Genomic DNA, 23,725 nt, shown 5'->3' with positions numbered 1-23,725 from the left:
ATTTCGCCTCCCAAGCGGGAATAGCTCAGTTGGTAGAGCGCAACCTTGCCAAGGTTGAGGTCGCGAGTTCGAGTCTCGTTTCCCGCTCCAGATGTAGACAAGACCCCGCGTCAGGGGTCTCGTTGTTTCAAGGCAGGATGCCTTGGGTTTGATGTTTCGGCCTGGTGGTAGAGTGGTTATGCAGCGGACTGCAAATCCGCGTACGCCGGTTCAATTCCGGCCCAGGCCTCCACATCGCATGCGGTATTCCTGCCATCGACGACGACAGGGCTAGCGCAACGAAGTAACACGCTGTACAATTTCGCTCCACGCGGGAATAGCTCAGTTGGTAGAGCGCAACCTTGCCAAGGTTGAGGTCGCGAGTTCGAGTCTCGTTTCCCGCTCCAAATTCGAACCCCGGATATCGCTCGATATCCGGGGTTCTTATCGGCCGTTTTTTATTGGCCGGGGACGTTCGTTCACTAGGCGGCTGCCGTGAACTAAGAGCAGTGGCGCTGGGGTGTCCGATAACGAATGCCTGTTCCAGTGCACGCACACGTGCTTGGGTGCTTTGGACACATGCGTGTGACTGATCGCGTCGGGAAGCGTGGCGCAACGCGATGTCGCGTGTACGCCGAGATCGAGAATGCAATCCTGGGCCAGGTGACCACCACGTTGGCTGCACGATGCGAATGACTGGGCATGGACATCATGCGGGCAAGCGTCGCGCGGCGCGAAGACGAGTGCGCATGCGCCGACTCGATTACCTCATAAATACGTGCCCGGGGCGGGGGTCGAACCCGCATAGCCTTGCGGCTGAGGGATTTTAAGTCCCTTGCGTCTACCAATTTCGCCACCCGGGCATTGCGATAGCGTGCCTGATTGCGCGGCGATTGTGAATCTTTGCAGCGTACTTCCTGCACTGCCTGGCGTCTGCGGCCTGCGCTATGCTGCCGCCGCATAGCGCGCCGCCACCGGCTGCGCACCATTCAAGGAACCGCATGTCTGGCACTACGCTTCTCGCCCCCGCACAGCGGCGCATCGCCGTCATCGGCTTAGGTTATGTCGGCCTGCCGTTGGCGGTTGCGTTCGGGGAGCAACGTGACACCCTGGGCTTCGACATCGATGCGCAGCGTGTTGCGCAATTGCGCGATGGCCACGATGCCACGCTGGAGCTGGACGATGCCGAATTGGCTGCCGCAACGCAGTTGCGCTATAGCGCAAACGCTGCGGATCTGGCCGCGTGCCGCATTTTCATCGTGACCGTGCCGACGCCGATCGACAGCTTCGAGCAACCGGATCTGGAGCCGTTGCGTAGCGCCACGGCCTTGATCGCCGCCGCACTCAAGCCCGGCGACTTGGTGATCTACGAATCCACGGTTTATCCAGGAACCACCGAGGAAGTTTGCGTGCCCTTGCTCGAAGCAGGCTCTGGGCTGCGCTTCAACCACGACTTCTTTTGCGGTTACAGCCCCGAACGCGTCAATCCCGGCGATCGCCAGCGGCGTCTGCGCGACATCCGCAAGATCACCTCGGGCTCGACAGCGGACGCTGCCGATGCCGTCGATGCGCTATACACCAGCATCATCGCTGCAGGCACCTGGCGCGCTCCGTCGATGCGCGTGGCAGAAGCGGCAAAGGTGGTCGAAAACATCCAGCGCGACGTCAATATCGCGCTAGTCAACGAGTTGGCGTTGATTTTCGACAAGTTGGGAATCGACACGCTCGATGTGCTCGAAGCCGCAGGAACCAAGTGGAATTTCCTGCCGTTTCGTCCTGGCCTGGTCGGCGGGCATTGCATCGGTGTGGATCCGTACTACCTGATGCACAAATCCGAAAGCGTGGGCTATCACCCGGACCTGATCCACACCGCGCGGCAGGTCAACAATCGTGTCGGCCGACATGTGGCCGAACGCGTGTGCGGCATGCTGGCCATGCGTGGCGTCGCGCTTGCGCAGGCGAGGGTGCTGGTGCTGGGCGCCACCTTCAAGGAAAACTGCCCGGATCTGCGCAACAGCCGCGCCCTGGAATTGGTGCAGCTGCTGCAGGCCGCGGGTGTGCAGGTGGATACCTGCGACCCGTGGGCAGACCCGGCTGAAGCGCTGCAGCACGGCGGTGTGCACTTAAGCGAGACGCCGGAAGAGGGCAGCTACGATGCCGTGGTGCTGGCGGTGGCGCATGCGCAGTATCGCGACTACGACGTCGCGCGGATCGCTGCGCTCGGCAAACCGGGCGCGGTGGTATACGACGTCAAATCGGTATGGCCGCGTGCGGCAGTCAGCGATCGCCTGTAGCGCTTGGGTGGCGCTTCGCTAGCCACCTTACCGCACCGCGTGCGGCGCGTCGGCCGCTGGCGAAACAGGCGGTGAGCAGATAGCCGCCGGTTGGCGCTTCCCAATCGAGCATTTCGCCAGCGCAAAATACCCCTGGTTGTGCGAGCGCCATCAGCTGATCGTCCAGCGCCTCCAACCGCACGCCGCCTGCAGAACTGATTGCTTCGGCAAGCGGACGTGGCCGCAACAGGCGCAACGGCAACTGCTTGAGCGTGCGTGCGACCAATGCCACATCGTCGCCCGCCTGCTTGCCGAGTGCTTCGTAGAGGAGCGCCGCTTTGACGCCATCGATGCCGACCTGGCGGCGCAGATGCTCGCTGAAACTGCGTCCCTTGCGCGGCTGGGCCAGTTCAGCATGCACGCGTTCGAGCGAGCGGCCCGGAATCAGATCCAGCACGAGTTCGGCGACGCCGTGGGCGTCGATCTGCTCGCGCAGGTCCGCAGCCAAGGCGTAGATCAAGCTGCCCTCGATGCCGTTCGCAGTGGCCACGCATTCGCCCTGCAATGCGTGCTGCATGCCGTTGCCATCCTGCCAGTGCGCAACGACCGGTTTCAGCGGTGCACCTGCATGACGCTGCACGAAGTGCGCACTCCAATCGATATCGAAACCACAGTTGGCCGGCACCAGGGGCGCGACCGCGATATCGCGTTGCTGCAATGTTGCTTGCCACTGGCCGTCGGAGCCCAGCTGCGGCCAGCTGCCACCACCAAGCGCCAGCACCACTGCCTCTGCACTGCACTCCACCGTGCCGGTCGGCGAGTCGAAACGGAGTGCGCCGTTTTCAGTCCAGCCCTGCCAGCGGTGCTGCACATGAAACACGACGCCTTGTTCCTTGAGCCGGCGCACCCAGCCACGTAGCAGGGGGGCGGCCTTGCGGTCCATTGGAAAGACACGGCCGGAAGTACCGACGTAGGTCTCCACACCGAGCTCTCGCGCCCAGTCGCGCAGCGCGTCAGCATCGAAGTCCTGCAACCACGCGGAAACCGGTTGCTCACGTTCGCGATAGCGTTGCGCAAACAGCGGCATCGAATCGGAATGCGTGAGGTTCAAGCCGCCTTTGCCAGCGATCAGGAACTTGCGGCCCACCGAGCCCTTGGCCTCGTACAGATCCACCGCCAAGCCTGCCGCGCAAGCCACTTCCGCCGCCATCAAACCGGCCGGCCCACCGCCGATCACGGCCAGCCGCCGCCTGCTCAGATCAGTCATCGTCAGGTACTCAACGCGGCTGCACGCCCAGCAATTCGACATCGAACACCAGCGATGCACCGGGCGGTATCACGCCACCTGCGCCGTTGTCGCCGTAGCCGTAATCGGGCGGGATCATCAAGGTGCGCTTGCCGCCGACACGCATGCCGGCCACGCCATCGTCCCAGCCGCGGATGACCTGGTGGCCGCCGAGTACGAACTGGAACGGCTCGGCGCGATCCAGCGAACTATCGAACTTCTTGCCATGTTTGTCGGCGGCTTTTTCGTCGTAGAGCCAGCCGGTGTAGTGCACGGTGACCATTGCGCCTGGTGTGGCCTCTGCACCGGTCCCAACGGTGCGGTCGATCCGCTCGAAACTGGCGATGGTGCCGCCGGAGGGCGGCAGGGCAGGTGCGCAGCTTGCGAGCAACAGGGCGGCAATGAGCGTCAACAGAAAGCGCATGGCAGGGTCCACGGAGAAAGGCGGCCATTATCGCACCTGGCTCCCGGTATCATCGCGGCATGGCCAAGCTACTGCTCAATCTGCGCAATGTCCCCGACGACGAAGCCGACGAGGTGCGGGCGCTGATGCGCGAGCAGCGCGTGCAGATCTATGAAACGCGCCCGAGCAACTGGGGGATTTCCGCTGGCGGTATCTGGCTCAGCGACGATGCCGACTATCCGCGCGCCAAGGCGGCGATGGATGCCTACCAGGCGCAGCGCGGCGCGATTGCGCGCGCCCAGCGCCAGGAGGAACTTGCGGCCGGCACAGCGGAGACCTTTGGCGCGTTGCTGCGCAGGCGACCGGTCTTCGTGCTGGTCACGCTGATCGGCATGCTGATCGTCGCCTCGCTGGTGTTGCTGCCGTTTGTGCTGTTGCGCGGCTGAGGTCGCGGCATGACGCGGGTGCAGGTACGTTGCTGCAACGTGCTGGGTATCCCGTTCACAGCGCTCGCTAGGGGCTGCCCGCGGCCCTAAAATAGCCGCATGATTACCAATACTGCCGCCTACCAGTTCGTCACCATCCAGGGTCCGCAGACACTTGCCGCCGGCCTGCTCGCGCAGGCCGAGCAGCATGCGCTGAAAGGATCGGTGCTGGTGGCCGAAGAGGGCATAAACCTGTTCCTGGCAGGCGCTGCCGAGCAGATCGGCGCGTTCTATACCTGGCTACAGGCCGATCCGCGGTTTGCGCAGATGCGTATCAAGTACAGCGAAAGCGCGCATCAGCCGTTCGCGCGGCTCAAGGTCAAGATCAAGCCGGAGATCATCAGTTTTCGTCGCGACGATGCATCGCCGCTGCAAGGTCGTGCGCCGTCGGTGACGCCTGCCGTGCTGCGCGAGTGGCTGCGCAACGGGCATGACGATCGTGGTCGCCCGTTGGTGATGCTGGACACGCGCAATGCGCAGGAAGTGGCATACGGCACCTTCCAGGGTGCGCTGACATTGCCGATCGACAAGTTCACCGACTTGCCTGGCGCGCTGGAAACGCATCGTGGCGCGTTGGCCGATGCCACGGTGGTCAGCTTCTGCACCGGTGGCATCCGTTGCGAAAAGGCCGCACTGTGGATGCAGGCCGATGGCATGGACAACGTGCTGCAACTGGAGGGCGGCATCCTCGGCTACTTCGAAGAGGTCGGTGGCGAAGGCTACGACGGCCGCTGCTTCGTCTTCGACGAACGCGTTGCACTGGATCCCGAATTAAAACCCCTGGTGGACGCCGACCGTACCGCCTCGCCAGTGAAAATCTGACCGAGCGCGACTGCATTGCCCGATGTCACCGGTGGCTCAGGCGGCCGCATCATCGGCACACGTTGCAACATCTTGCCTTGAGACATCGCGCCACGCGCACGTCATGCATGCTCTAGTGAGGCGTCATAACGCTATAACTTGGGCGTAATACGTCGCATCGAGCTTGCCCTGAATTATTCACGGAGATAGGCTGCATCAGCCAGCCGCTAGCGAGGACAACAAGGATGACCATCAGAGTTTTTCTGATCGACGATCATGCACTCGTGCGTACAGGCATGAAGATGATTTTGTCCAAGGAAGTGGACGTCGATGTAGTGGGTGAAGCAGAGAGCGGCGAAGCCGCATTGCCGCAGATTCGTCAACTCAAGCCGGACATCGTGCTATGCGACCTGCATTTGCCCGGCGTCAGCGGCCTGGAAATTACCGAGCGCATCGTCAAGGGCGACTACGGCACGCGGGTCATCATTGTTTCCGTACTCGAAGACGGGCCATTGCCCAAGCGTTTGCTTGAGGCAGGCGCCTCCGGCTATGTGGGCAAGGGCGGTGACGCGCACGAGTTGCTGCGCGCGGTGCGTGAAGTCGCATTAGGGCGGCGTTATCTCGGCAACACGATCGCGCAGAATCTGGCCCTTTCCAATCTGGAAGGTGGCGGTTCACCGTTCGATGCGTTGTCGCCCCGCGAACTGGAAGTGGCCTTGCTGCTGACCCAGGGCCTGCGCCAGGAAGACATCGCCAAGCGCCTGAACCTCAGCGCCAAGACCATCAACACGCACAAGGCACGCCTGTTTGAGAAGGTCGGCATCCAGGACAACATTGCGCTGGCGCGGCTAGCCAATCAATACGGTCTGACCGATCCCTCCAGGGTGCTGTGAACCGTTGCCTTGAGTGCGGCGCAGTGGTTGCGCTGCATCGCAAGGTCAGAGCGAACCACATCGTGCAGAGAGGCTCATTGCGTGCTGAGAAATGACGCGCCTCTCACTCAGCAGCGGTTGCTGGATTGCGTCAACGCACGGGTACGCGAATTAGCCTGGCCTGCTGGAGGCGCGCCAGGCGTCGAAACAGGCATTGTGTTTCCTGACGTCCCTGCAATGCGCATGAATACACGTCCGCACAGGAAGCTTTCCGCGCTGATTGTCGTCATGTGCCAGTAAATCTGGCGTCGCCGAACTCCCTGATCGAAGGTTTTTTGCAACCACTCACCACCAGTGGCGATAAACCTCGCCGCTCATGTGGAAGAACGAGGTGCGTCGATGCCTCGCCGGGATCATGACCGGCGGATGCGGCTTGGCGTTAGTGCAGGCGGGCCAAAAAAAACAGCGGCCCGAAGGCCGCTGTTTTTGATGTTGACGTGACCTGTTACCCGACCAGGCCACTCGATCCAGTCACCTGGCGATCAGTGATCGCCACGCGGCTTGTTGCTGTCGTCATCCTGCGCCTGCTCGGCTTGGTCCGATGGCGCAACCGGCTTGACTGCTTCGGACACAACTACCGTCGGCTTCGGCTTGTCTGCCTGCGAGGGCTGCGCTACTGCACGGGCTGCCGGAGCCTCGCTGGCCGAGGAGACTGCTGGCGCAGCATCGTTCGGGCCCAACGCATCAAGCATGGTGGTCTGTACCGGAGCATACGGCTTTCGCACGGGCGTGGTCTCTGCCCCTGGGCTTGCCTGCACAAGCGTCGAGGTCGTTGCCACCTCGGCCGATGGCGCCTGCGAAGCAGATTGCTCGGCGTGCGGCGACGTGACCGTGACTACTGCGACCTGCGACGCGGGCGCACCTGCCGCAGGTGCCGGTAAGTCGTCAGCAGGCGTTGCAGGCGCCGTCTGCACCGGCGCTGCTTGCACCGACGGCGTTGCCACGTCCGCCGACGCATCGCGCCGCTGCTGGTCGGCCTTCGCGGCCTCGGCCTCGGCCTCGGCGGCAGGTGCAGGCGCATCTGCCGGCGCAGGCTGGTGCTGGCCGCCTGTCGCCGCATCGTTGGTCACAGGCGATGCAACAGCCAGTGCCGAAGCCGTGGCAGCAGACATCGGTGCCGTCCCGGCGGCGGGAGTCACCGCAGGTGCCGACGTGGAGGCTACAGGTGCGGAGGCTGCAACCGGGGCCGGGGCAGCGGATGCCTGCTGACCGACCGGCGCGGGGCGCTGGTCTGCAGCCTGCGATGTCGCGCTATCGGTGCTGACGGCAGTCGACGCTGTCGCAGCAAGCGCAGGCTTGGCAGGTGTGTCCGTCGCAACGGCGGGCGCAGCAGGGCGATCCTGAGCGGTGTCAGCCTTGGCAACAGGTTTTGCTGCTGGCGATTGCGATGCCGGCACGGCATTGGAAACCGGCGCGGTGGTCGAGGCTGTATCACTGCCGAGCTGTGGCTCTGCACGCTCCTTGGGAACCGGACGCGGCTTGGCGGTTGCCTGGGCTGCGGGTTCCGGCTTGGCGCGCACGGCCGGTGCCGGTGCGTCATCGTCGAAATCGAACTCCGGCTGGCCGGCGCGCGGTGCACTCGAAACATGCGCATGAGCACCGGCGTCGTCGCCTTCGCTGTCGCCATCGAGATCGCTGTCGGCATCGCTGTCCAGATCGTCGCCTTCCAGGCCATCGACGCTGGCACCGCCTTCTCCGTTGGCACCGGCGCCACGACGACGACGACGGCCACCACGACGACCGCGGCGGCGACGGCTTCCGCCTTCGCCATTGGCAGCATCGTCGCCTGCGGCATCCTGGGCCGGTACAGTCGCATTCGCGTCGGCACCGCGATCAGCGGTGGATTCGGTCACGGTGACATCGACCGGATGCGCCTGGACCGCTTCATTCGCGTTGGTCTGCGCGTTGGTGGGTGCAGCGGTATCGGCAATGGCGGACACCACGCTCGACGTGGTTGCCGTTGCGGCAGTGGAGGTCAGGGTCTGCGCCGCTGCCGTGCCCTCATCCTGGCGGGCCGGACGCGGCTGCCGCTCGGCTGGGGCGCCGTCCTGCTGTGCAGGCGCACGTGGCGGACGTGGGCTCTGGTTCTGCGGCTTGGACTTCTGCTGCTGCGGCTGCTGCTTTGGCGCCTGCGTTTCATTGCGCGGCGGCTTTGGCGCCTGCACGTGCTGCGGTGCCTGTGCGCCGTTCTGCGCGCCCTGGCCGTTGGCAGGCTGACGGCGTTCATCGCGGCGTTCCTTGTTGGCGCCGTTGCCGTTGCCACCATTGCCGCGTTGCTGGTTGCCACCGTTACCACCGCTGCGGGCATCGCGACCATCGCGGCGCTGACCGCCACGCTCGCCGCGTTCGCTGCGGGTGTTGCGGCCGGCATCGTTCTGGCGCGGACGGGGGGCCGACTCCGGGGCCGGGGCAACGGGCTCGACGCCGCCGAAGATCCGCTTCAGCCAGCCCACCACGCCGGTGGTGACCGGTGCCGGAATGGGCACGGTCACCACCGGCGCCGGCGCCGCGACAGGCGCGACCGGGGCAGGGGCCTCTTCGCGCACCGGTGCCGGTTGGCTCGGCTTGATCGACGTGACCGCCGGCGCTGCGGGAATATTCAACTGCGCCTTGGTCAGCGCATGCACCGGCAGCTTGCGCGGGGTGCCGCGCTGGTAGCTCGGCTTGCCACTTTCTTCGCCCAGTTCGTTCTCGCGCAGGCGCGTGACTTCGTAGTGCGGGGTATGCAGTTGCTCGTCGGCGACGATGATGATCGGCGACTCATGGCGCTGCTCGATTTCACGCAGCGCGCTGCGCTTTTCGTTGAGCAGGTAGTTGGCGATTTCCACCGGGGCCTGGACCAGCACCTGCCCGGTGTTTTCCTTCATGGCGTGCTCTTCGGCCACGCGGATGATCGACAGCGACAGCGACTCGACACTGCGCATGCGGCCATGGCCGTCGCAACGCGGGCACACGATCTGGCTGGATTCGCCCAGGCTCGGACGCAGGCGCTGGCGGCTCATTTCCATCAGGCCGAAGCGCGAGATACGGCCAAGCTGCACGCGTGCGCGGTCGTACTTGAGCGCGTTCTGCAGCCTGTTTTCGACTTCGCGCTGGTGTTTGGACGAGGCCATGTCGATAAAGTCGATGACCACCAGGCCACCCAGGTCACGCAAGCGCAACTGGCGTGCAACTTCTTCGGCCGCTTCCAGATTGGTCTGGAACGCGGTTTCTTCGATATCGCTGCCCTTGGTGGCGCGCGAGGAGTTCACGTCGACGGCCGTCAGCGCTTCGGTCTGGTCCACCACGATCGAGCCGCCCGAGGGCAGGCGCACGTTGCGCTCATAGGCGCCTTCGATCTGCGATTCGATCTGGAAGCGATTGAACAGCGGGATATCGTCGGTGTAGTGCTTGAGCTTGCGCAGGCTCTGCGGCATCACCTGCTTCATGAACTCCTGGGCGTCGGCGTACAGCTCCGGCGTATCGACCAGGATTTCGCCGACGTCGGCGCGCAGGTAGTCGCGCAGGGCGCGGATGATCAGGCGCGATTCCTGGTAGATCAGGAACGCCGCCGGCTTGCTCAGCGCAGCTTCGGCGATCGCCTTCCAGGTCTGCAGCAGGTAATCCAGATCCCACTGCAGTTCTTCGGCATCACGGCCGACACCGGCGGTGCGGATGATCACGCCCATGTCGTCGGGGATATCGAGCTTGTCCAGCGCTTCCTTCAGCGCGGCGCGGTCTTCGCCCTCGATGCGGCGCGAAACGCCACCGGCGCTCGGCGAATTGGGCATCAGCACCATGTAACGGCCGGCCAGCGAGATGAACGTGGTCAGGGCAGCGCCCTTGTTGCCACGCTCTTCCTTGTCGACCTGCACCACGATTTCCTGGCCTTCGCGCAGCAATTCGCGAATGGTCGCCTTGTTATGGTCGACGCCGGCCTGGAAATAGTCGCGGGAAATTTCCTTCAGCGGCAGGAAGCCATGACGCTCGGCGCCATAGTCCACGAACGCCGCTTCCAGGGAAGGCTCGAGCCGGGTGATGCGGCCCTTATAGATGTTGGACTTCTTTTGTTCCTTGGACGGCTGTTCGATGTCGATGTCGTACAGGGTCTGGCCGTCCACAATCGCCACGCGCAGCTCTTCGGCCTGCGTTGCGTTGATCAGCATTCGCTTCATTGTTGCGTTCCTCACGCGCTCTACCGCGCGGAACGCCGTGACGTTTCGCCTCTGGAACAGCTTGTCGGCCCTTCGCGCAACGCGCGGACAGGCCTGACCAGAGTTTCCAGCGCTGCAACACCACGGCAGGCCGCGGGAGCGCTTGTTTAAGTTTTATAGGTGTTTCAGGGCCGGCAGCCGCGTCCGGAAACACCGGGGCAGCGCACGGGACATGTTCAGCGCAGCGGTCAAAAACCGCCGGCGATGGCCGGGTAGGCCGGTGAGCCGCTAACATGGCCGCCCCGGGGGCGGTGGTCGCGCACTGTGCCGGAATCATCGGAAGTCAGGCTTCTGGCCAATCAACTTCCAACAAAATCAAACCCTTATCTCGCTCGCCGAGTGTAACAGAATTAAAGAGCCGGATGACCGACCCCCAGCCCCCCAAGCCACCGGCCGACCGCGTCGGCGTGCGCATTCTCAAAGTTCCGGAAGACCGTGCTGGGCAGCGGCTGGATAATTTCCTGCTTGGCCAGCTCAAGGGGGCTCCACGCAGCCTGATCTACAAGCTGGTCCGCAGCGGCCAGGTGCGGGTCAACGGCGGGCGGGCCAAGGCCGAGCGCAAGCTGGAGGGCGGCGAAGAAGTGCGGATTCCGCCGGTGCGCATCAATGAAGAGGGCGACAAGGCGGCGCCACCGTCGTCGTTCATGGCCCGGCTGGAGGCGGCGATCGTCTTCGAGGACGCGCGCCTGCTCGCCCTGAACAAGCCATCCGGGGTTGCCAGCCACGGCGGTAGCGGGATCAGCTTCGGCGCCATCGAAACCCTGCGGGCGCTGCGGCCGAACCAGAGCCTGGAACTGGTGCACCGGCTCGATCGCGATACGTCCGGCCTCTTGATCGTGGCCAAGAAACGCTCGGCGCTGACCGAGCTGCAGGCCTTGATGCGTGAAGACGACCGCGTCGACGGGCGCGGCATCACCAAGCGCTACCTGACCCTGCTGGTGGGCCGCATGCCCGACGGCGTGATGAGCGTGGACGCGCCGCTGCACATCGGACTGCGCCAGGGAGGCGAGCGGCATGTGCAGGTGAATGCGATCGGCAAGCCGTCGCTGAGCCATTTCAAATTGCTGGAACGGCGCGGCGGGCATTCCTATTGCGAAGTGCGCATCGAGACCGGTCGCACCCATCAGATTCGCGTACATGCCCAGCACCTGGGGCACCCGGTGGCCGGCGACGATAAATACGGTGAGGCGGACGTCAACAAGCGTCTACGCGACCAGCTTGGTTTGAAGCGGCTGTTCCTGCATGCCGCATCGCTGGAATTCGCACTGGATGCAGGCAAGACACCGTACGTGTTGAGCGCGCCGCTGGCGCCAGAGCTGGCCGAGGCGCTGGACCAGCTCGGTCGCTGACGCAGCCATGGCGGCTGCGCCAGCGCGCTGGCTCAGCCCTCGTGGCGGTGGTCGTGATGCTGCGGCTGCGCCGACGGATGCGGGCGCTGCTGGTGCATATCGGCCTGGTGTGTCGGAGCGGCACGCGGTGGGGCGAAGGACGCCATCCGCTGCATGTGCTGCTGCGGCTCTGCCTTCATGACCGGGCGCGGTTCGTCACGCGGGCGCGACTGCTGCGCATGTTCGGCCCGCGGCAATGCTGCGGACGCAAACTGCTGATGGGGCGGCAGCTGTCGTTGCGCTTGCACGGGCGGCTTCCATTGCGCAGATTGGGATTGCGCTCGGAACTGGCTGTCGCGGGCGTCGCGGCTGGCGAATGCATCGCGCGGCGGCATGCCAGCATGTGCGCGGCTGGCTGCAGCAGCAGCTGCCTGCTCCTGCGCTGTCCGCGGCTCTGCGCGTGCCTGCGCCATATGCTGCGGTGCGGCCTGCAAGTCATTCACCCGTGCAGGCGTTGCAGCCGATGCGAATGCCGGTGCTTGCACGCGCGGTGAACGCGGTGCGGAGGTCACTGGCTGCATCGGGTGGGCAGCAGTTGTCAGGGGCGCAGCATGCGGCGAAGGCGATGCGTTCAGCGCGACCGGGCGCCCTGGCTGCAGCATCTGCGCATTGAAATGCGGTGTGGCCAGATGCGCATAGTTGGGCGCACGATGCGGCTGGGCAGGCGAGGGCGCTGGCGTGGTGGCTCCTGCAAAGGCACCAAGCCCACGCGCGCCGGCGACTGCTGCAGGTAGAGCGGCCGCCTGCGCTGCGTGGAAGCTGGCTGGGGAGATCCCGGCCACAGGCGCAGAGATCGAAGCGGACCAATGGCGCTGATCCTGATTCACATACGCGCGCGAATCGATATAGGTATTTCGGTTGTTGATGATGGTGGTGCGCGGGGCATAGACATGGTTCTGGTAGACCACGTAATGCGGTGCGGCCGGCGGCGCGTTCCAGTCCACGCCCCAGCTGTTCCAGCCCCAGCGGTGCCAGGCAGGCGCCGGCTCGGCCCAGCCGAACCAGCCGTGGTGGTGCTCGAGCGCGCCGCCCACCAATACGCCGACGCCGAACGACACCAGGCCGGTGGTGACGACGTCGCCTTCGTCGTACCAGCGGACCGGGCGGTAGCGATACTCCCGATAGACATCGACCGGCGTGCCGTAGACCACGCCGGGGTCGTAGCGCGGGACGTACACCACGTCCGGTTGCGCCGGTTCGATGGTGATCACCTGCGAGGGCGGCGGGATGCGGCCCTCATCTAAAATGGGCGTCACCACCACATGGCGCGCCACCTGCACTTGCTGTTGCGGCGTACTGCGCAGATGGCCGCTGGCCTGGGCGCGTTGGCGCATGATCTGCACCGCGTTGAGCACATCGTTGGGGTCGTGGGCATAGGCATCGCCGAGCGCACGCGTCCAATCCAGATTGCCGGCCAGTTGGGCCACCACATCGGGAAAGGCGGTCAGTGCCTTGATGCTCGGATCCCACGATTGCGACACCGTGGCCTGGGCGCGATCGGCAGCGCTCAAGCCGCTATTGCTGCGTAGCCATTCCTGTGCGGTGACCACCTGATCGGGATAGACCGATGCCGCCAGCGTTTGCGCCAGCAACTTATCTGGGAACAGGGCAATCGGCGCAACCAGTTGATAGAGCTGGTCTGCCGTGGGCGGCGTGTAAGCCGGCGCTGCGATCGCGCTGGGAGGCGGCGGAGGCTCGGCTGCAGCCGGCGCGGGTGCGTCCGTGCGTTGACACCCGCCGAGTGCAATCGTAGCGGTGGATGCGATCGACAGCGCCAAGGCAAGGCGCCCTTGTGACCATGTGCGTTGCATACGGCACCTCGCTGTGCGTGCGTTGATGACGCGCGTACCATGCGCCGGCTTGAGTGTCTGGAACCTTTCTAAAACTTGGCTTCAGTCAACCAGGCGCGACGGTGTTCAGCAGACGTGCGGGAAACCGCTTGCCAACGAAGGGGCACTGCGACGCGCGCTTGAGTTCAGGCAGGCGGCGCGCATCGGTTTGTCATTCAAAAGCCAGCGATGGCATTGCTGAAGAAGGCTTGCAGCCGCGCACGCGGCAGAGCTTGCGGTCAGGTCATCACGAGCTGCCAGCGCACGACGCGCTTCACGGCGTTGCGAAACGGAACAACACCAGGCTGATCGCCAGCGTACCCATGCCCGAAACTAGGCCATACACAGTCTCGTGACCCTGGGCGTAGCGCTTGGCAGCCGGCAGTAACTCGTCCAGTGCCAGAAACACCATGACCCCGGAGATCAGCCCGAACACGGTGCCGAAGACCGCATCCGAGAGCACGCTGGCCAAGGCCAGATATCCGATGCCCGCACCGATCGGTTCGGCCAACCCGCTGAGCAGGCTGGCGCCCACCGCATAGAACTTGTTGCGCGTGGCGAAATACACCGGCACCGCGATCGCGATGCCTTCGGGAATATTGTGGATGGCGATCGCGAACGCCAGCGGCATGCCGACCGCCGGGCTTTCAAGCGTAGCGAAGAAAGTCGCCAATCCTTCCGGGAAATTGTGCGCGGTGATCGCGACGGCGGTCATCAGGCCGACCCGGCGGATATAGGCGCGGTTGTCTTCGCGAAAGTGCGGATCGTCGCTGGACAAACTCTGGTGCGGATTCGGCACCAGGCGGTCGATCACCATGATCAGCAGCACGCCGCCAAGAAAGGTCAGTGTGCCGAAGGTAAAGCCGAGCTTGTCGTTGTAGGCCTGGGAAAACGCGGCGATCGACTTGTTGAGGATCTCGGTGAGCGATACGTACACCATGGCGCCGCCGGCGAAGGCCAGGCCGAATGCCAACAGCCGCGGGTTGGGCTTTTTGGCAAACACCACCATGAGGCTGCCGAGCCCGGTTGCCAGCCCGGCCGCCAGCGTGACCGCAAGCGCGATCCAGAGATTGTGCGATGACACTGCAAGCATGTGGCGCGACGTCCTGGGGGAATGAAGAACTTCCTGGAGAGAGCGTGGCAACCGTAGCTCGCCAGATACCCATGCCCCTCCGCGGAAGCAGGATGGCCATGCCGCGATGACGAAGACGTCGTGTTGAAGACGAAAAGTAACGCATCCGCGCCAGCGTCAGACGCAGGCAAAACACGCGCGCGCGAACAGGGCGCTGTTGCCCATGCATGGGTGTCGGTGCGCTTGTGTCGTGCAGAAACAAGGCGCCACCGACCTGCGCGGTCCTCAGCCGCCGCGGCGTGCGCGCTCCTCGATGGCGAAACATTCGTTCGGACGCGGCACCGGCGGCTTGAACGAGACCGGCACCTGGATGGTCTGCGCCACGGCCTGGCCATTGCGGGTGGCGGCCTTGAATTGCCACTCGCGCACGCGCGTCTGGGCCGCTTCGTCGAGTACGGGCTGGCCACTGCTCTGGGCCACCGAGACGTCGGTCGGCGAGCCTTGGGGGCCGACCACGACCCGCAGCACGGTGGTACCGCCGACGCCGGCGCAAGCCAGCTGCGGCGAATATTCCGGCGGAGGCGTCTTCACGGCAGCCAGCTCGGTGGGCGCGACGGTGGGCGCGGCAGCCTGCTGGGGCGACTTGCCGCAACCGCCAAGGCCGGTGGCGACGATGAGGCCGGCGAGCGCAGCGCGATACATGTTCATGCAGTGATTCCCTGGTCGTAGAGCTGCGCGGTCTTGGCCGCGCAGATGAAGTCGTTTTCGCTCAGCCCGCCCACGTCATGGGTGGAATAGCGCACCACCACGCGGTCGTAATGCACGCCCAGGTCGGGGTGGTGGTCTTCGCGGTGGGCGATCCAGGCCAGCGCATTCACGAAGGCCAGGGTGCGGTAATAGTCGGTGAAGCGGAACGTGCGCGTAAGCGCCATGCCGGCCTCGGCCAGCTCCCAGCCAGGCACCTGCGGCAGCAGCTCGGCCAGGCGCGCTTCGCCCAGCTTGTGGTCGCTGCCCTTGCGGGGGAGGCAATGGGCCTGCTCCAGGGGAATCAGATCGGTCATGACGGTCTCGCAGGGGTGGCGGACGGCGCGCCCGCCAGGATCACGGTGTTCCATGAGCGAGGGCGCTTTGAGCGGTAGAATAACCCGCATGATCCAGATATCCGACAAAGCCCAGACCTATTTCCGCAAGCTCATCGAACGCGAGGGCGTGCCCGGCATGGGTGTGCGCCTGAGCGCGGTGGACGCGGGCACCCCACGCGCCGATGCCCGGCTTGAGTTTGCCGAACCGGCGGACCTGAGCGGTGACGAATGGGCAATCGACTGCGACGGTTTCACCTTGTATGTGGTCGCTGCCAGTGTGCCGTGGATGGATGGGGCCGAGATCGACTACGTCACCCAGTCCACCGGCAACCAGCAACTCACCATCAAGGCGCCCAAGATCAAGGGCGAAGCGCCTGCAGAGTCGGCTTCGATGGTCGAGCGGGTGCGCTGGGTGGTGGAAAACGAGATCAACCAGCAGCTGGCATCGCATGGCGGGCGCGTGGCCGTGCAGGAAGTCTCCGCCGACGGCGTGGTGTTGCTGCGCTTCGGCGGCGGTTGCCACGGCTGCGGCATGGCCGACGTGACCTTGAAGCAGGGCATCGAAAAGACCTTGATGGGGCGCGTGCCCGGCGTGATTGCGGTGCGCGACGCGACCGACCACGCCACCGGCGACGCCCCCTACATTCCGCGCGACAGCGCGGCCTGATTCCGCACCACCGGTGACAACGGCTGCCGATCTGCTGCAGGCACTGCGCGCGCGCATGCCCGGCAAGCTGATTCTGGATCGGCGCACCGGCCTTCCGTATGGCTGGGGTATCTGGATGGGCAACCGCAAGCACGCGGCTGCGCCATTCAACGATGACCATGTCATGGATGTGCTGTTGGCGCGTGGGCAACCGGCTCGGCGCGATGTGGCCGGCGTTTCCCTGCTGTCGCCCTTCCAGGCATTCCGCAGCCTGTGGTGGCAGCACTGGGACCCGCGGCCGAAGGATCAGCGCCGGCAGCACTGGCTGGCGGTGCTTGGCAGTTTTCTCATCCACCTCGGTTTTATTGCGCTGCTCATCTGGGTGGTCACCGTGCGCTGGGCGCCTGACGAAACCAAACCCGGCGAGGAGTCGCGGGTGCGCATGACCTTGATTGGCGATGGGGCTGAAGTGCAGGGCGGCGGGGAAGGTCAACCTACGTCCGAGGCATCGACGCAGGCGGCGGCAACTGCGGCGTCTTCGCCGGCGCACGCAGGTGTATCGGCGGCGGAAAGCGAACCGGCTGCATCGCCAACACCGATGCCAGCGCAGCCAGCGACCGACCCTGTGGAACGCCCCGACATGGCCCAAGCACCGGAAAATGCGCCGGAACCGGTGCAAGCTGCCAGCGAACCCATCACCGCGGAGATTCCGCAGGTGACGGTGCAGGTGCCGCCGGTGACGATCGAATCGCCGCTGCAGGTCACCGAAACCCCGGTCGCCACCAACGACTTTGTCGTCCCACCGCCGCCAACCATCACGCTGACGCCGCGTGCAATCGAGCGGGCGGCACCGCAGGTCCAGGTGCGTCAACGCGACATCCAGACGGTGACCGAGCGCCCGCAGGTGCGCGAACTGCAACGTCCGGCCACTGATGTGGCGGTGCGCTCTGCCACGGCCCCAGCGGTGCGCGAGCGCGACATCGTCATCCCCGAGCGCCCGCAAATCGCCGCGCCGGCTGCACGCCTGCGTGAGATCTCGCCGACGGTGCGCATGCCTGAGGTCGCGGTGCGTCCGGCAGAGCTGCCGAACGTACCGGATCCGGCGCCTGCGCCAGTGGCGGCGGCACCTGTCGTGCCAGCGACGCCTGCGACTCCCGACCCGCGGCCGGCACCCGTGGCGGCACCATCTGCGCAGGCAGCCGCACAACCTGCACCGTCGCAGGCCAGTCCTGCCCAGTCCGAGCGTTCCAGCAGCGCGGCCGCCGCTGCATCGATGCCTGCCAAGCCAGCCGCCAGCAGTCATGCCGGCCCGGCGCCTGCCGATCGCAGCGGCGGGTGGGATGTGGCCGCCAACGCCGACGACTGGAGCAAATCCGACCGCAATCGGCAAGGCGACACGACAGGTGGCAACGCCCAGCGCAACGGCATGTTCAATGCAGATGGCAGCGTCAAGGTGGCCAGCGGGGCGGGCGATGCCGGCAAGGGTGCCGGTGACCGCGGGCCACCGGGCAGCGAGACCGATACCTGGACCCGCGACCAGATTACGCAGGGCGGTACCTGGCTTAAACATCCGCCGTACGGCTATACGCCGACATCGCTGGACAAATACTGGATGCCGAACCAGACGCTGCTGCAGGAGTGGGTGCGGCGCGGCCTGAAGAAGATCGAGATTCCGATTCCTGGCACGACCACCAAGATCAGCTGCGTGGTGTCCCTCCTGCAACTGGGCGGCGGTTGCGGCCTGAGCGATCCCAATCTCAACGATCAACCGGCAACCGCACGCCCGCCGCCGGACGTGCCGTTCAAGCGTGAGTTGCAGGAAGACAAGGGTGCGCTGCCCCGCAACGGCGGGTAAGTGAGACGCGCGCTGACGTGTGGCGATGTCTGCCTGAGTGCAGAGATCGGCCCTGCGCCCCACATGAGCATGCCGGGCAACTGCATGCGGCATCGATCGATCGTGAGAAGAGGGCGGCAGTCATCGCGATGGCGTTTGTGCCGACGTGATGGCGCCTGCAACCGGTCGGCAGGCGCCTCGAAGGCGCGATGCAGTTTTCGGGCGTCGAGCGCGTGTCAGCGAGGACGTTTCGTCTTCAGCTGGCCTGCAGCGCTGAGCAGCCCCAGTGCCCACTCCACGCGGTCTGCCGCGGAGTCGACCAGGCGTGCCGGGTGTTCTCCCAGCAGCGCACGGAGTTGATGCGGCGCAAACACCAGATCGACGAATTGGCTTGCCAACGCAGAGGGATCGGCGGGTTGATCCGGGCCATCGAGGATCGCCTTGCGCACGCGTTGCAGCCCGCCTTCCCAGCCGATGCGGTTGACTTCCGCAGCAAGCTCCGGCGCCCGGATGGAAGTGCCGACGACCAAGCGCATCATCGCCACGGTTTGCGGCTGCAACGCATGCGCAAGTATTGCTCGACCTGCGAGCCTTAGCCGAGCCTCAAGATCCAGCGGGGCGCTGCTGGCGGCTGGCAGGGGCTGGGTCTGCACATCACGGCGAATCACTGCCTCGAAAATGGCGTCTTTGTTGGCATAGCGGGCGTAAAGGCTGGCCTTGCCCGCACCTGCCAGTCGCGCGATGTCCTCGCACGAGGTGTGCTCGAAGCCACGCTCCAGGAAGAGCTGTAAAGCCGCATCGAGGAGGCGCCGATCGACATCGCCGGCTTTATCGGGTGGCGGCCTGCCGCCTTTGGATTTTTGCTTGACTGCCTTCATCGGCGAAAAGCTACACGCCGCTTGTGTTTTCAACAACTGAACGATACCGTTCAGTTGTTCGCTGCACGATCGCTTCCGCCAGCGCAACGCATGACAGCCGAGGTAATAGGGCGCCAGTGCCTCCCTGTTGCATCGGCTGCCCGCCCCTTGGGCACACCAACCATCAAGCGAGAAGCACGTGAATACACAGACCAGTTCGCAGATTGTTGTCGCAGGTGCCACCGGCAATCTGGGTTACCGGATCGCGGCTGCACTCAAGGATCAGGGCGCGGCAGTGGTTGCACTGGTGCGGCACGGTGCAGGACAGAGCCGCGTTACGGCGTTGGAAGGGCGGGGTGTCCAGGTTCGACGTGTTGAGTTCGACGACGCCGAGCGGCTACGCGACGCGATCATGGGTGCGGACTGCGTTGTTTGCGCACTCAACGGCTTGGAAGAGGTGATGTTGGGTCAACAGGGAAAGCTGTTGCGTGCAGCGGTTTCTGCGGGCGTTCCTCGCTTCATCCCATCCGATTTCTCGCTGGATTACACGAAGACGCGGCCAGGCGACAATCGCAATCTGGACCTGCGGCGCCGTTTCAGGGACCAGCTGGATGCCACCCCCATTTCGGCCACATCTGTGCTGTGTGGCGGCTTTCTGGAATTGCTCGAGGGCAGTGCGCGCCTGGTCGTACCGGGCCGCCGCGTCCTGCATTTTGGCGACGCAAACCAGAAACTCGATTTCACTGCCAAAGACGATGTCGCCAGCTACACCGCCGCGGCAGCGCTGGATCCGCAGTCTCCACGCGATCTGCGCATTGCCGGCAACAGCATTTCGCCATACGACATCGCACGTCTGCTCAACGAGCTCACGGGCGAGCGATATCGCATGCTCAGGCCAGGCGGACTCGGCACGATGTCGGCCATCATCCGTGTCGTGCGTGCACTGACGCCGACCAGCGATGACCCGTTCCCACCCTGGCAGGGCATGCAGTACCTGCGCGACATGATGAGTGGACGCGGCAAGTTGTTCCCTCTGGACAATGATCGTTACGGCGCGCGCGCGTGGCAGTCGGCCCGCCAGACCTTGGCGCACACCTACGCACCGGAGGCTTGAGATGACTGACGGCATTGCACCGTTTCAAATCAACATCGCGCAGGCCGAGCTGGATGATCTCGACCAACGTCTTGGGCAAACGCGTTGGCCCGGTCCGGAAACGGTGAGCGATCAAAGCCAGGGCCCACAATCGGCGCGCATTCGACGCCTGGTGGAGCGTTGGCGGACGGGCTACGACTGGCGCGCCACAGAGCGGTCGCTCAATGGCTGGAATAGCAGTCGCACCGCCATCGATGGGCTGGATATCCATTTCCTGAATGTGCGTTCGCCGGAGCCGGGCGCGCTGCCGCTGCTGTTGACGCATGGATGGCCGGGATCGATTCTGGAATTTCGCGACGTGATCGGCCCACTGAGTCACCCGGTGGCCCATGGCGGGAAGGCGTCGGATGCGTTTCATCTGGTGATCCCATCGTTGCCCGGCTTTGGCTTCTCTGGCAAACCCACTGCCCGCGGCTGGGGAGTGGGGCGAACGGCTGCGGCTTGGGTCGAACTGATGCGCCGGCTGGGATATGGCCAACGCTGGACTGCCCAGGGCGGCGATTGGGGCAGCGCGATCACGACCGCGCTCGGGTTCATGCAGCCGCCCGGCTTGCTGGGTATCCATCTGAACATGGTGATGTTCGACCCGAGCGCCGACGAGATTGCCAACGCCACGCCAGCAGAGCAGCGGATGCTCGACGACGCAAAGCGCTATCAGAACGAATTTGCAGGCTACATGCGGCTGCAAAGCACACGACCGCAATCGGTGGCGTTTAGCTTGGCTGATTCTCCAGCCGGCATCGCTGCGTGGCTGTACGCGCTCTTCCAGGACGTTTCCCAAAGCGATGGCGAACCGGAAAACGTGATCGCGCTAGATCACCTCATCGACGACATCATGCTGTACTGGCTCCCCAATGCCGGGCCCAGCTCGGTGCGTTTTTACTGGGAAGCTGCGCATGAAGCCGGGACTGCGATGCCCACGCACCCAATGCCAACGCCAACCGGGATCAGCATGTTCCCTGGGGAGCAAGTGCGCATCTCCCGGCGCTGGGCAGAACGACGCTTCGCGGATCTTCGCTTTTTTGCACAAGCGCAGCGGGGCGGGCATTTTGCTGCGATGGAAAACCCGCCTGCATTGGTCGACCACCTCCGGGAAACCTTTCGATCGCTGCGGTAGAGGCCGACTCGCCGATCGGGCTCCGCAGCGGCAATCCAGTGCACCTGGCTGCGTCGAGCAATTTGACGAACGCAGGGCGGACCACTGCGAACCTGTGGAAGTTCCGCTAATGCAAGATGCGGATCGTCAGCCTGGGGGCATGCTTGGCTAGCGACCGCCTTGAAATCTACAGGTGAAGCGTACCGCAGCGCGGGCGGCGGTTTCCGGGGCGATGGGCGCGGGCGTGGCGTCTACCAGCGTCAACATGCCATCGGCAATCGGGACCGGGATGCCCAACGTCAGGTCAACCTGTTTGGACCAGCCACCACCCAGTACCGTCGCACGCACGATCAGTCGGCCTTCCACGATGCACTGAACATCAGCAGGGCACCGGCTGTCTTCGACGATTCGGTCGGGCCGCACTCTGGGACCATCGACTGCTGCCATCTCCCCCAGGCGCACAGGTCCCTCAACGAGATGACCCGTTGCCGGGGACGTGGTGACGCATCCGCCAAGCGACATGACGGCGAGCAATGCCACTGGCAGCAACGTGGCGCGCTGAAGTTCATCGTTGCCGGTCATCATCGTCTGGCCCGATTGAGGTTGCGGGTGGCTTTGGAGCGATGCGCGCATTGATCGCCTTTCTTCTGATGATATCGCGGGCCACGTCTTCGGCCAGCCACTGCAATGCGCCAGCGTCTTCGCTCAGCGCTCATCGGATCGACTGGCCTTCCAGCGTGGCACTGCACGCGCCGAGACGGGTTGAGCAAGCTGGCCCGTGGCCGCACATCGCCGCTATGTATAAGTAAATTGTAATTCCTGCATTGCCAATCGGTGCGTCGCGCCCTGATACTGGCGCTCGCAGCGACCTCAGGAGGAGCCGGCGCTGACGACTCTGCAGAAATGGATGTTGGAGCAGATCACCTATCGAGACGAGTTCTTGGCAAATCCACCGCTGCAGGCCATCGCTTACGTGAGCGAGGTGCGTCGCCCCATGTCGATGGGGGAGGTCGACCGGCTGCTTGTCTCTTCCAGTGCACACAACTCGCTGGCCGCCATCACTGGCGTCCTGCTCTACGACGGCGCTCGCTTCTTCCAGTATTTCGAGGGGCCGCCTGCCGGGGTGCAGCACACCTACGATCGCATCAAGCGGTCTTCGCGCCATCACGTGATCGCGGAGGTCTACAACGGCTCCATCGTCGAGCGTTACTTTCCCGACTGGCAGATGGCGTGCCGCAAAGTGCTTCCCGGGTCGATTGTCGAGCTCAGCGCACAACGCTGGTCGCGCACACGCCTTGCGCTGTGGTCTGCGGGAAAAAAGCCGGAGCCTGTGTCCCGGTTGCTGGAATTCTGGGAGGGGGCCATGCCGCCGACAGCTGATCTATGACCGAGGGCGCGTCGGCGGAGTACCCCATCGTGAGAGTGCGCAGGCTGGGAAGCTCTTGCGACTGATTGCGTGCGCCATGCCTACAGTTGTTTTGTTGCAAGCGATGTTGAAAGCGAGGTAGAGCGTTCTTTGCGGAGAATAGCCAATAGCGAGCACTTGTATCAGGCGCGTCGAGCATCCGCTTCGCTCGCATCACGATGCGGTGCACCAGGCATTGAAGGGCGCTGCCTAGGTCATCGCCCACACTGCAACAGTCAACAGGCAGTCAAGGCATGAGCGCGTTGCAGGATCTGAAAGAGGAGCTATCGCGTTTTGGAACCAGCAACGACGCGGTGGAACCCGCGCGTGGCAAACGCATGTTGAACATCACCCCAGAAACCGGCGAGCTGCTCGCCCTGCTGGTACATGCAACGCGGGCGCGGCAGGTGCTGGAGGTGGGCACTTCGAATGGCTACTCCACGCTGTGGCTGGCCGAAGCTGTCATCGCCATTGGTGGACATGTCACTACGCTGGAGCATGCCGAAGACAAGGCCGCCCTGGCGGCTGCGAACTTCGTGCGTGCCGGACTACAGGCGCACATCACGCAGGTGCTGGGCGATGCAGGTGCGTGGTTGGAGACCGCCGACGATGGCAACGTGGATCTGTTGTTCTTGGACTCCGACCGCAGCGCCTATGCACGGTGGTGGCCGCAGCTGCGCCGTGTGCTCAAGCCCGGCACCGGTCTGATGGTGGTGGACAACGCCACCTCGCACGCAACGGAGATGGCAGATTTCATGCAGGCTGTCCGCGCCGACATCTCCTTCCGATGCAGCGACGTACCGGTCGGCAACGGACAGTTCATGGCGGTGCGGGTTGCAGACTGAAGGGCTCGCGGCGTCTGCGCGGCGGCCAAGCGCCCGACGATTCCAACTGACGCTGTTGCGCGTTGTTCTGCTGAGTCGTCGGTTCATCTCGATTCTTTCCGGCTTGATGTGACATCCGGCCGCACGATTGCTCTTCTCGGCTGAGTCCGGTTCGAGCGTATCGCAAA

Annotated in this window: 20 protein-coding genes and 4 tRNA genes; 14 read left to right on the top strand and 10 right to left on the bottom strand. The window is 64.5% G+C overall.

The window, feature by feature from the left end; genetic code table 11:
* Nucleotides 1-14: 14 nt before the first annotated feature.
* The 3 genes from FLG15_RS10725 (at nucleotide 15) to FLG15_RS10715 (ending at nucleotide 386) form a co-directional block, all read left to right on the top strand.
* A tRNA-Gly gene (locus FLG15_RS10725) sits at nucleotides 15-90 on the top strand.
* A 68-nt stretch (nucleotides 91-158) separates the two neighbouring features.
* A tRNA-Cys gene (locus tag FLG15_RS10720) sits at nucleotides 159-232 on the top strand.
* Between the two features lie 78 nt (nucleotides 233-310).
* Nucleotides 311-386, top strand: a tRNA-Gly gene (locus tag FLG15_RS10715).
* Between the two features lie 372 nt (nucleotides 387-758).
* Here FLG15_RS10715 and FLG15_RS10710 read toward each other — a convergent pair.
* Nucleotides 759-842, bottom strand: a tRNA-Leu gene (locus tag FLG15_RS10710).
* A gap of 138 nt (nucleotides 843-980) precedes the next feature.
* On the opposite strand from FLG15_RS10710, the gene FLG15_RS10705 reads away from it, so the two are divergent.
* Nucleotides 981-2,273 (top strand): nucleotide sugar dehydrogenase, encoded by a 1,293-nt coding sequence (locus FLG15_RS10705; protein ID WP_057679751.1) that lies wholly within the window; start codon nucleotides 981-983, stop codon nucleotides 2,271-2,273.
* Here FLG15_RS10705 and FLG15_RS10700 read toward each other — a convergent pair.
* Complete coding sequence (locus tag FLG15_RS10700; protein WP_057679750.1) at nucleotides 2,257-3,519, bottom strand: TIGR03862 family flavoprotein; 1,263 nt, start codon at nucleotides 3,517-3,519, stop codon at nucleotides 2,257-2,259. The two genes, FLG15_RS10705 and FLG15_RS10700, sit on opposite strands and share 17 nt — an antisense overlap.
* Before the next feature lie 10 nt (nucleotides 3,520-3,529).
* Complete coding sequence (locus tag FLG15_RS10695; protein ID WP_061112154.1) at nucleotides 3,530-3,961, bottom strand: FKBP-type peptidyl-prolyl cis-trans isomerase; 432 nt, start codon at nucleotides 3,959-3,961, stop codon at nucleotides 3,530-3,532.
* Between the two features lie 59 nt (nucleotides 3,962-4,020).
* Between FLG15_RS10695 and FLG15_RS10690 the strand changes: the two genes are divergently transcribed.
* The 3 genes from FLG15_RS10690 to FLG15_RS10680 all read left to right on the top strand — a co-directional run bounded on the left by FLG15_RS10690 (nucleotide 4,021) and on the right by FLG15_RS10680 (nucleotide 6,119).
* Complete coding sequence (locus tag FLG15_RS10690) at nucleotides 4,021-4,386, top strand: DUF6164 family protein (protein WP_017156626.1); 366 nt, start codon at nucleotides 4,021-4,023, stop codon at nucleotides 4,384-4,386.
* Nucleotides 4,387-4,485: 99 nt separating this feature from the next.
* A complete protein-coding gene (locus FLG15_RS10685) occupies nucleotides 4,486-5,247 on the top strand; it encodes a sulfurtransferase (RefSeq protein ID WP_057679749.1) in 762 nt (253 codons plus the stop codon).
* A 224-nt stretch (nucleotides 5,248-5,471) separates the two neighbouring features.
* Nucleotides 5,472-6,119, top strand: a complete 648-nt coding sequence (locus FLG15_RS10680; RefSeq protein ID WP_003489223.1) for a response regulator — start codon at nucleotides 5,472-5,474, stop codon at nucleotides 6,117-6,119.
* A gap of 521 nt (nucleotides 6,120-6,640) precedes the next feature.
* On the opposite strand, the gene FLG15_RS10675 is transcribed toward FLG15_RS10680, so the two are convergent.
* Complete coding sequence (locus FLG15_RS10675) at nucleotides 6,641-10,303, bottom strand: ribonuclease E/G (RefSeq protein ID WP_150147634.1); 3,663 nt, start codon at nucleotides 10,301-10,303, stop codon at nucleotides 6,641-6,643.
* 410 nt (nucleotides 10,304-10,713) lie between these two features.
* Here FLG15_RS10675 and FLG15_RS10670 point away from each other — a divergent pair, with 410 nt between their 5' ends.
* Nucleotides 10,714-11,700 carry an RluA family pseudouridine synthase gene (locus tag FLG15_RS10670; RefSeq protein ID WP_057679747.1) on the top strand — a complete coding sequence of 329 codons (987 nt, stop codon included), beginning with the start codon at nucleotides 10,714-10,716 and terminating at the stop codon, nucleotides 11,698-11,700.
* Nucleotides 11,701-11,732: 32 nt separating this feature from the next.
* On the opposite strand, the gene FLG15_RS10665 is transcribed toward FLG15_RS10670, so the two are convergent.
* The 4 genes from FLG15_RS10665 to FLG15_RS10650 form a co-directional block, all read right to left on the bottom strand.
* On the bottom strand, nucleotides 11,733-13,550 hold the full coding sequence (locus FLG15_RS10665) for a DUF3300 domain-containing protein (RefSeq protein ID WP_150146080.1): 1,818 nt from the start codon (nucleotides 13,548-13,550) through the stop codon (nucleotides 11,733-11,735).
* A 292-nt stretch (nucleotides 13,551-13,842) separates the two neighbouring features.
* Nucleotides 13,843-14,661 carry a zinc transporter ZupT gene (gene zupT, locus FLG15_RS10660; RefSeq protein ID WP_039574590.1) on the bottom strand — a complete coding sequence of 273 codons (819 nt, stop codon included), beginning with the start codon at nucleotides 14,659-14,661 and terminating at the stop codon, nucleotides 13,843-13,845.
* A 264-nt stretch (nucleotides 14,662-14,925) separates the two neighbouring features.
* On the bottom strand, nucleotides 14,926-15,348 hold the full coding sequence (locus FLG15_RS10655; RefSeq protein WP_017156632.1) for an energy transducer TonB: 423 nt from the start codon (nucleotides 15,346-15,348) through the stop codon (nucleotides 14,926-14,928).
* Nucleotides 15,345-15,701 (bottom strand): 4a-hydroxytetrahydrobiopterin dehydratase, encoded by a 357-nt coding sequence (locus FLG15_RS10650; RefSeq protein WP_017156633.1) that lies wholly within the window; start codon nucleotides 15,699-15,701, stop codon nucleotides 15,345-15,347. Before FLG15_RS10650 ends, FLG15_RS10655 begins: the two co-directional genes overlap by 4 nt.
* An 88-nt stretch (nucleotides 15,702-15,789) precedes the next feature.
* Between FLG15_RS10650 and FLG15_RS10645 the strand changes: the two genes are divergently transcribed.
* Complete coding sequence (locus FLG15_RS10645; protein WP_057679745.1) at nucleotides 15,790-16,389, top strand: NfuA family Fe-S biogenesis protein; 600 nt, start codon at nucleotides 15,790-15,792, stop codon at nucleotides 16,387-16,389.
* A 13-nt stretch (nucleotides 16,390-16,402) separates the two neighbouring features.
* Entirely contained in the window at nucleotides 16,403-18,223 is a 1,821-nt protein-coding gene (locus tag FLG15_RS10640; RefSeq protein WP_150146078.1) for a transmembrane repetitive protein, read from the top strand.
* A gap of 215 nt (nucleotides 18,224-18,438) precedes the next feature.
* Here the strand turns inward: FLG15_RS10640 and FLG15_RS10635 are convergent, their stop codons facing one another.
* Nucleotides 18,439-19,080, bottom strand: a complete 642-nt coding sequence (locus tag FLG15_RS10635; protein ID WP_057679743.1) for a TetR/AcrR family transcriptional regulator — start codon at nucleotides 19,078-19,080, stop codon at nucleotides 18,439-18,441.
* A gap of 178 nt (nucleotides 19,081-19,258) precedes the next feature.
* On the opposite strand from FLG15_RS10635, the gene FLG15_RS10630 reads away from it, so the two are divergent.
* The gene (locus FLG15_RS10630; protein WP_057679742.1) at nucleotides 19,259-20,173 is read left to right on the top strand and encodes an NmrA family NAD(P)-binding protein; all 915 of its coding nucleotides are present in this window, start codon (nucleotides 19,259-19,261) and stop codon (nucleotides 20,171-20,173) included.
* A 1-nt stretch (nucleotide 20,174) separates the two neighbouring features.
* The gene (locus tag FLG15_RS10625) at nucleotides 20,175-21,329 is read left to right on the top strand and encodes an epoxide hydrolase family protein (RefSeq protein ID WP_057679741.1); all 1,155 of its coding nucleotides are present in this window, start codon (nucleotides 20,175-20,177) and stop codon (nucleotides 21,327-21,329) included.
* 147 nt (nucleotides 21,330-21,476) lie between these two features.
* Here the strand turns inward: FLG15_RS10625 and FLG15_RS10620 are convergent, their stop codons facing one another.
* Nucleotides 21,477-21,893 carry a hypothetical protein gene (locus FLG15_RS10620; protein WP_150147631.1) on the bottom strand — a complete coding sequence of 139 codons (417 nt, stop codon included), beginning with the start codon at nucleotides 21,891-21,893 and terminating at the stop codon, nucleotides 21,477-21,479.
* Between the two features lie 322 nt (nucleotides 21,894-22,215).
* Between FLG15_RS10620 and FLG15_RS10615 the strand changes: the two genes are divergently transcribed.
* Together FLG15_RS10615 and FLG15_RS10610 are read left to right on the top strand one after the other, a co-directional pair.
* A complete protein-coding gene (locus tag FLG15_RS10615) occupies nucleotides 22,216-22,695 on the top strand; it encodes a BLUF domain-containing protein (RefSeq protein WP_017156640.1) in 480 nt (159 codons plus the stop codon).
* A gap of 272 nt (nucleotides 22,696-22,967) precedes the next feature.
* On the top strand, nucleotides 22,968-23,558 hold the full coding sequence (locus FLG15_RS10610; RefSeq protein ID WP_057679739.1) for an O-methyltransferase: 591 nt from the start codon (nucleotides 22,968-22,970) through the stop codon (nucleotides 23,556-23,558).
* Nucleotides 23,559-23,725 lie beyond the last annotated feature (167 nt).

It is taken from the genome of Xanthomonas phaseoli pv. dieffenbachiae (assembly GCF_008639345.1).
Classification (GTDB): Bacteria; Pseudomonadota; Gammaproteobacteria; order Xanthomonadales; family Xanthomonadaceae; genus Xanthomonas; species Xanthomonas phaseoli.
Note: the sequence above shows the minus strand (reverse complement) of the source record. Positions and strands in the feature narration are given on the sequence as shown.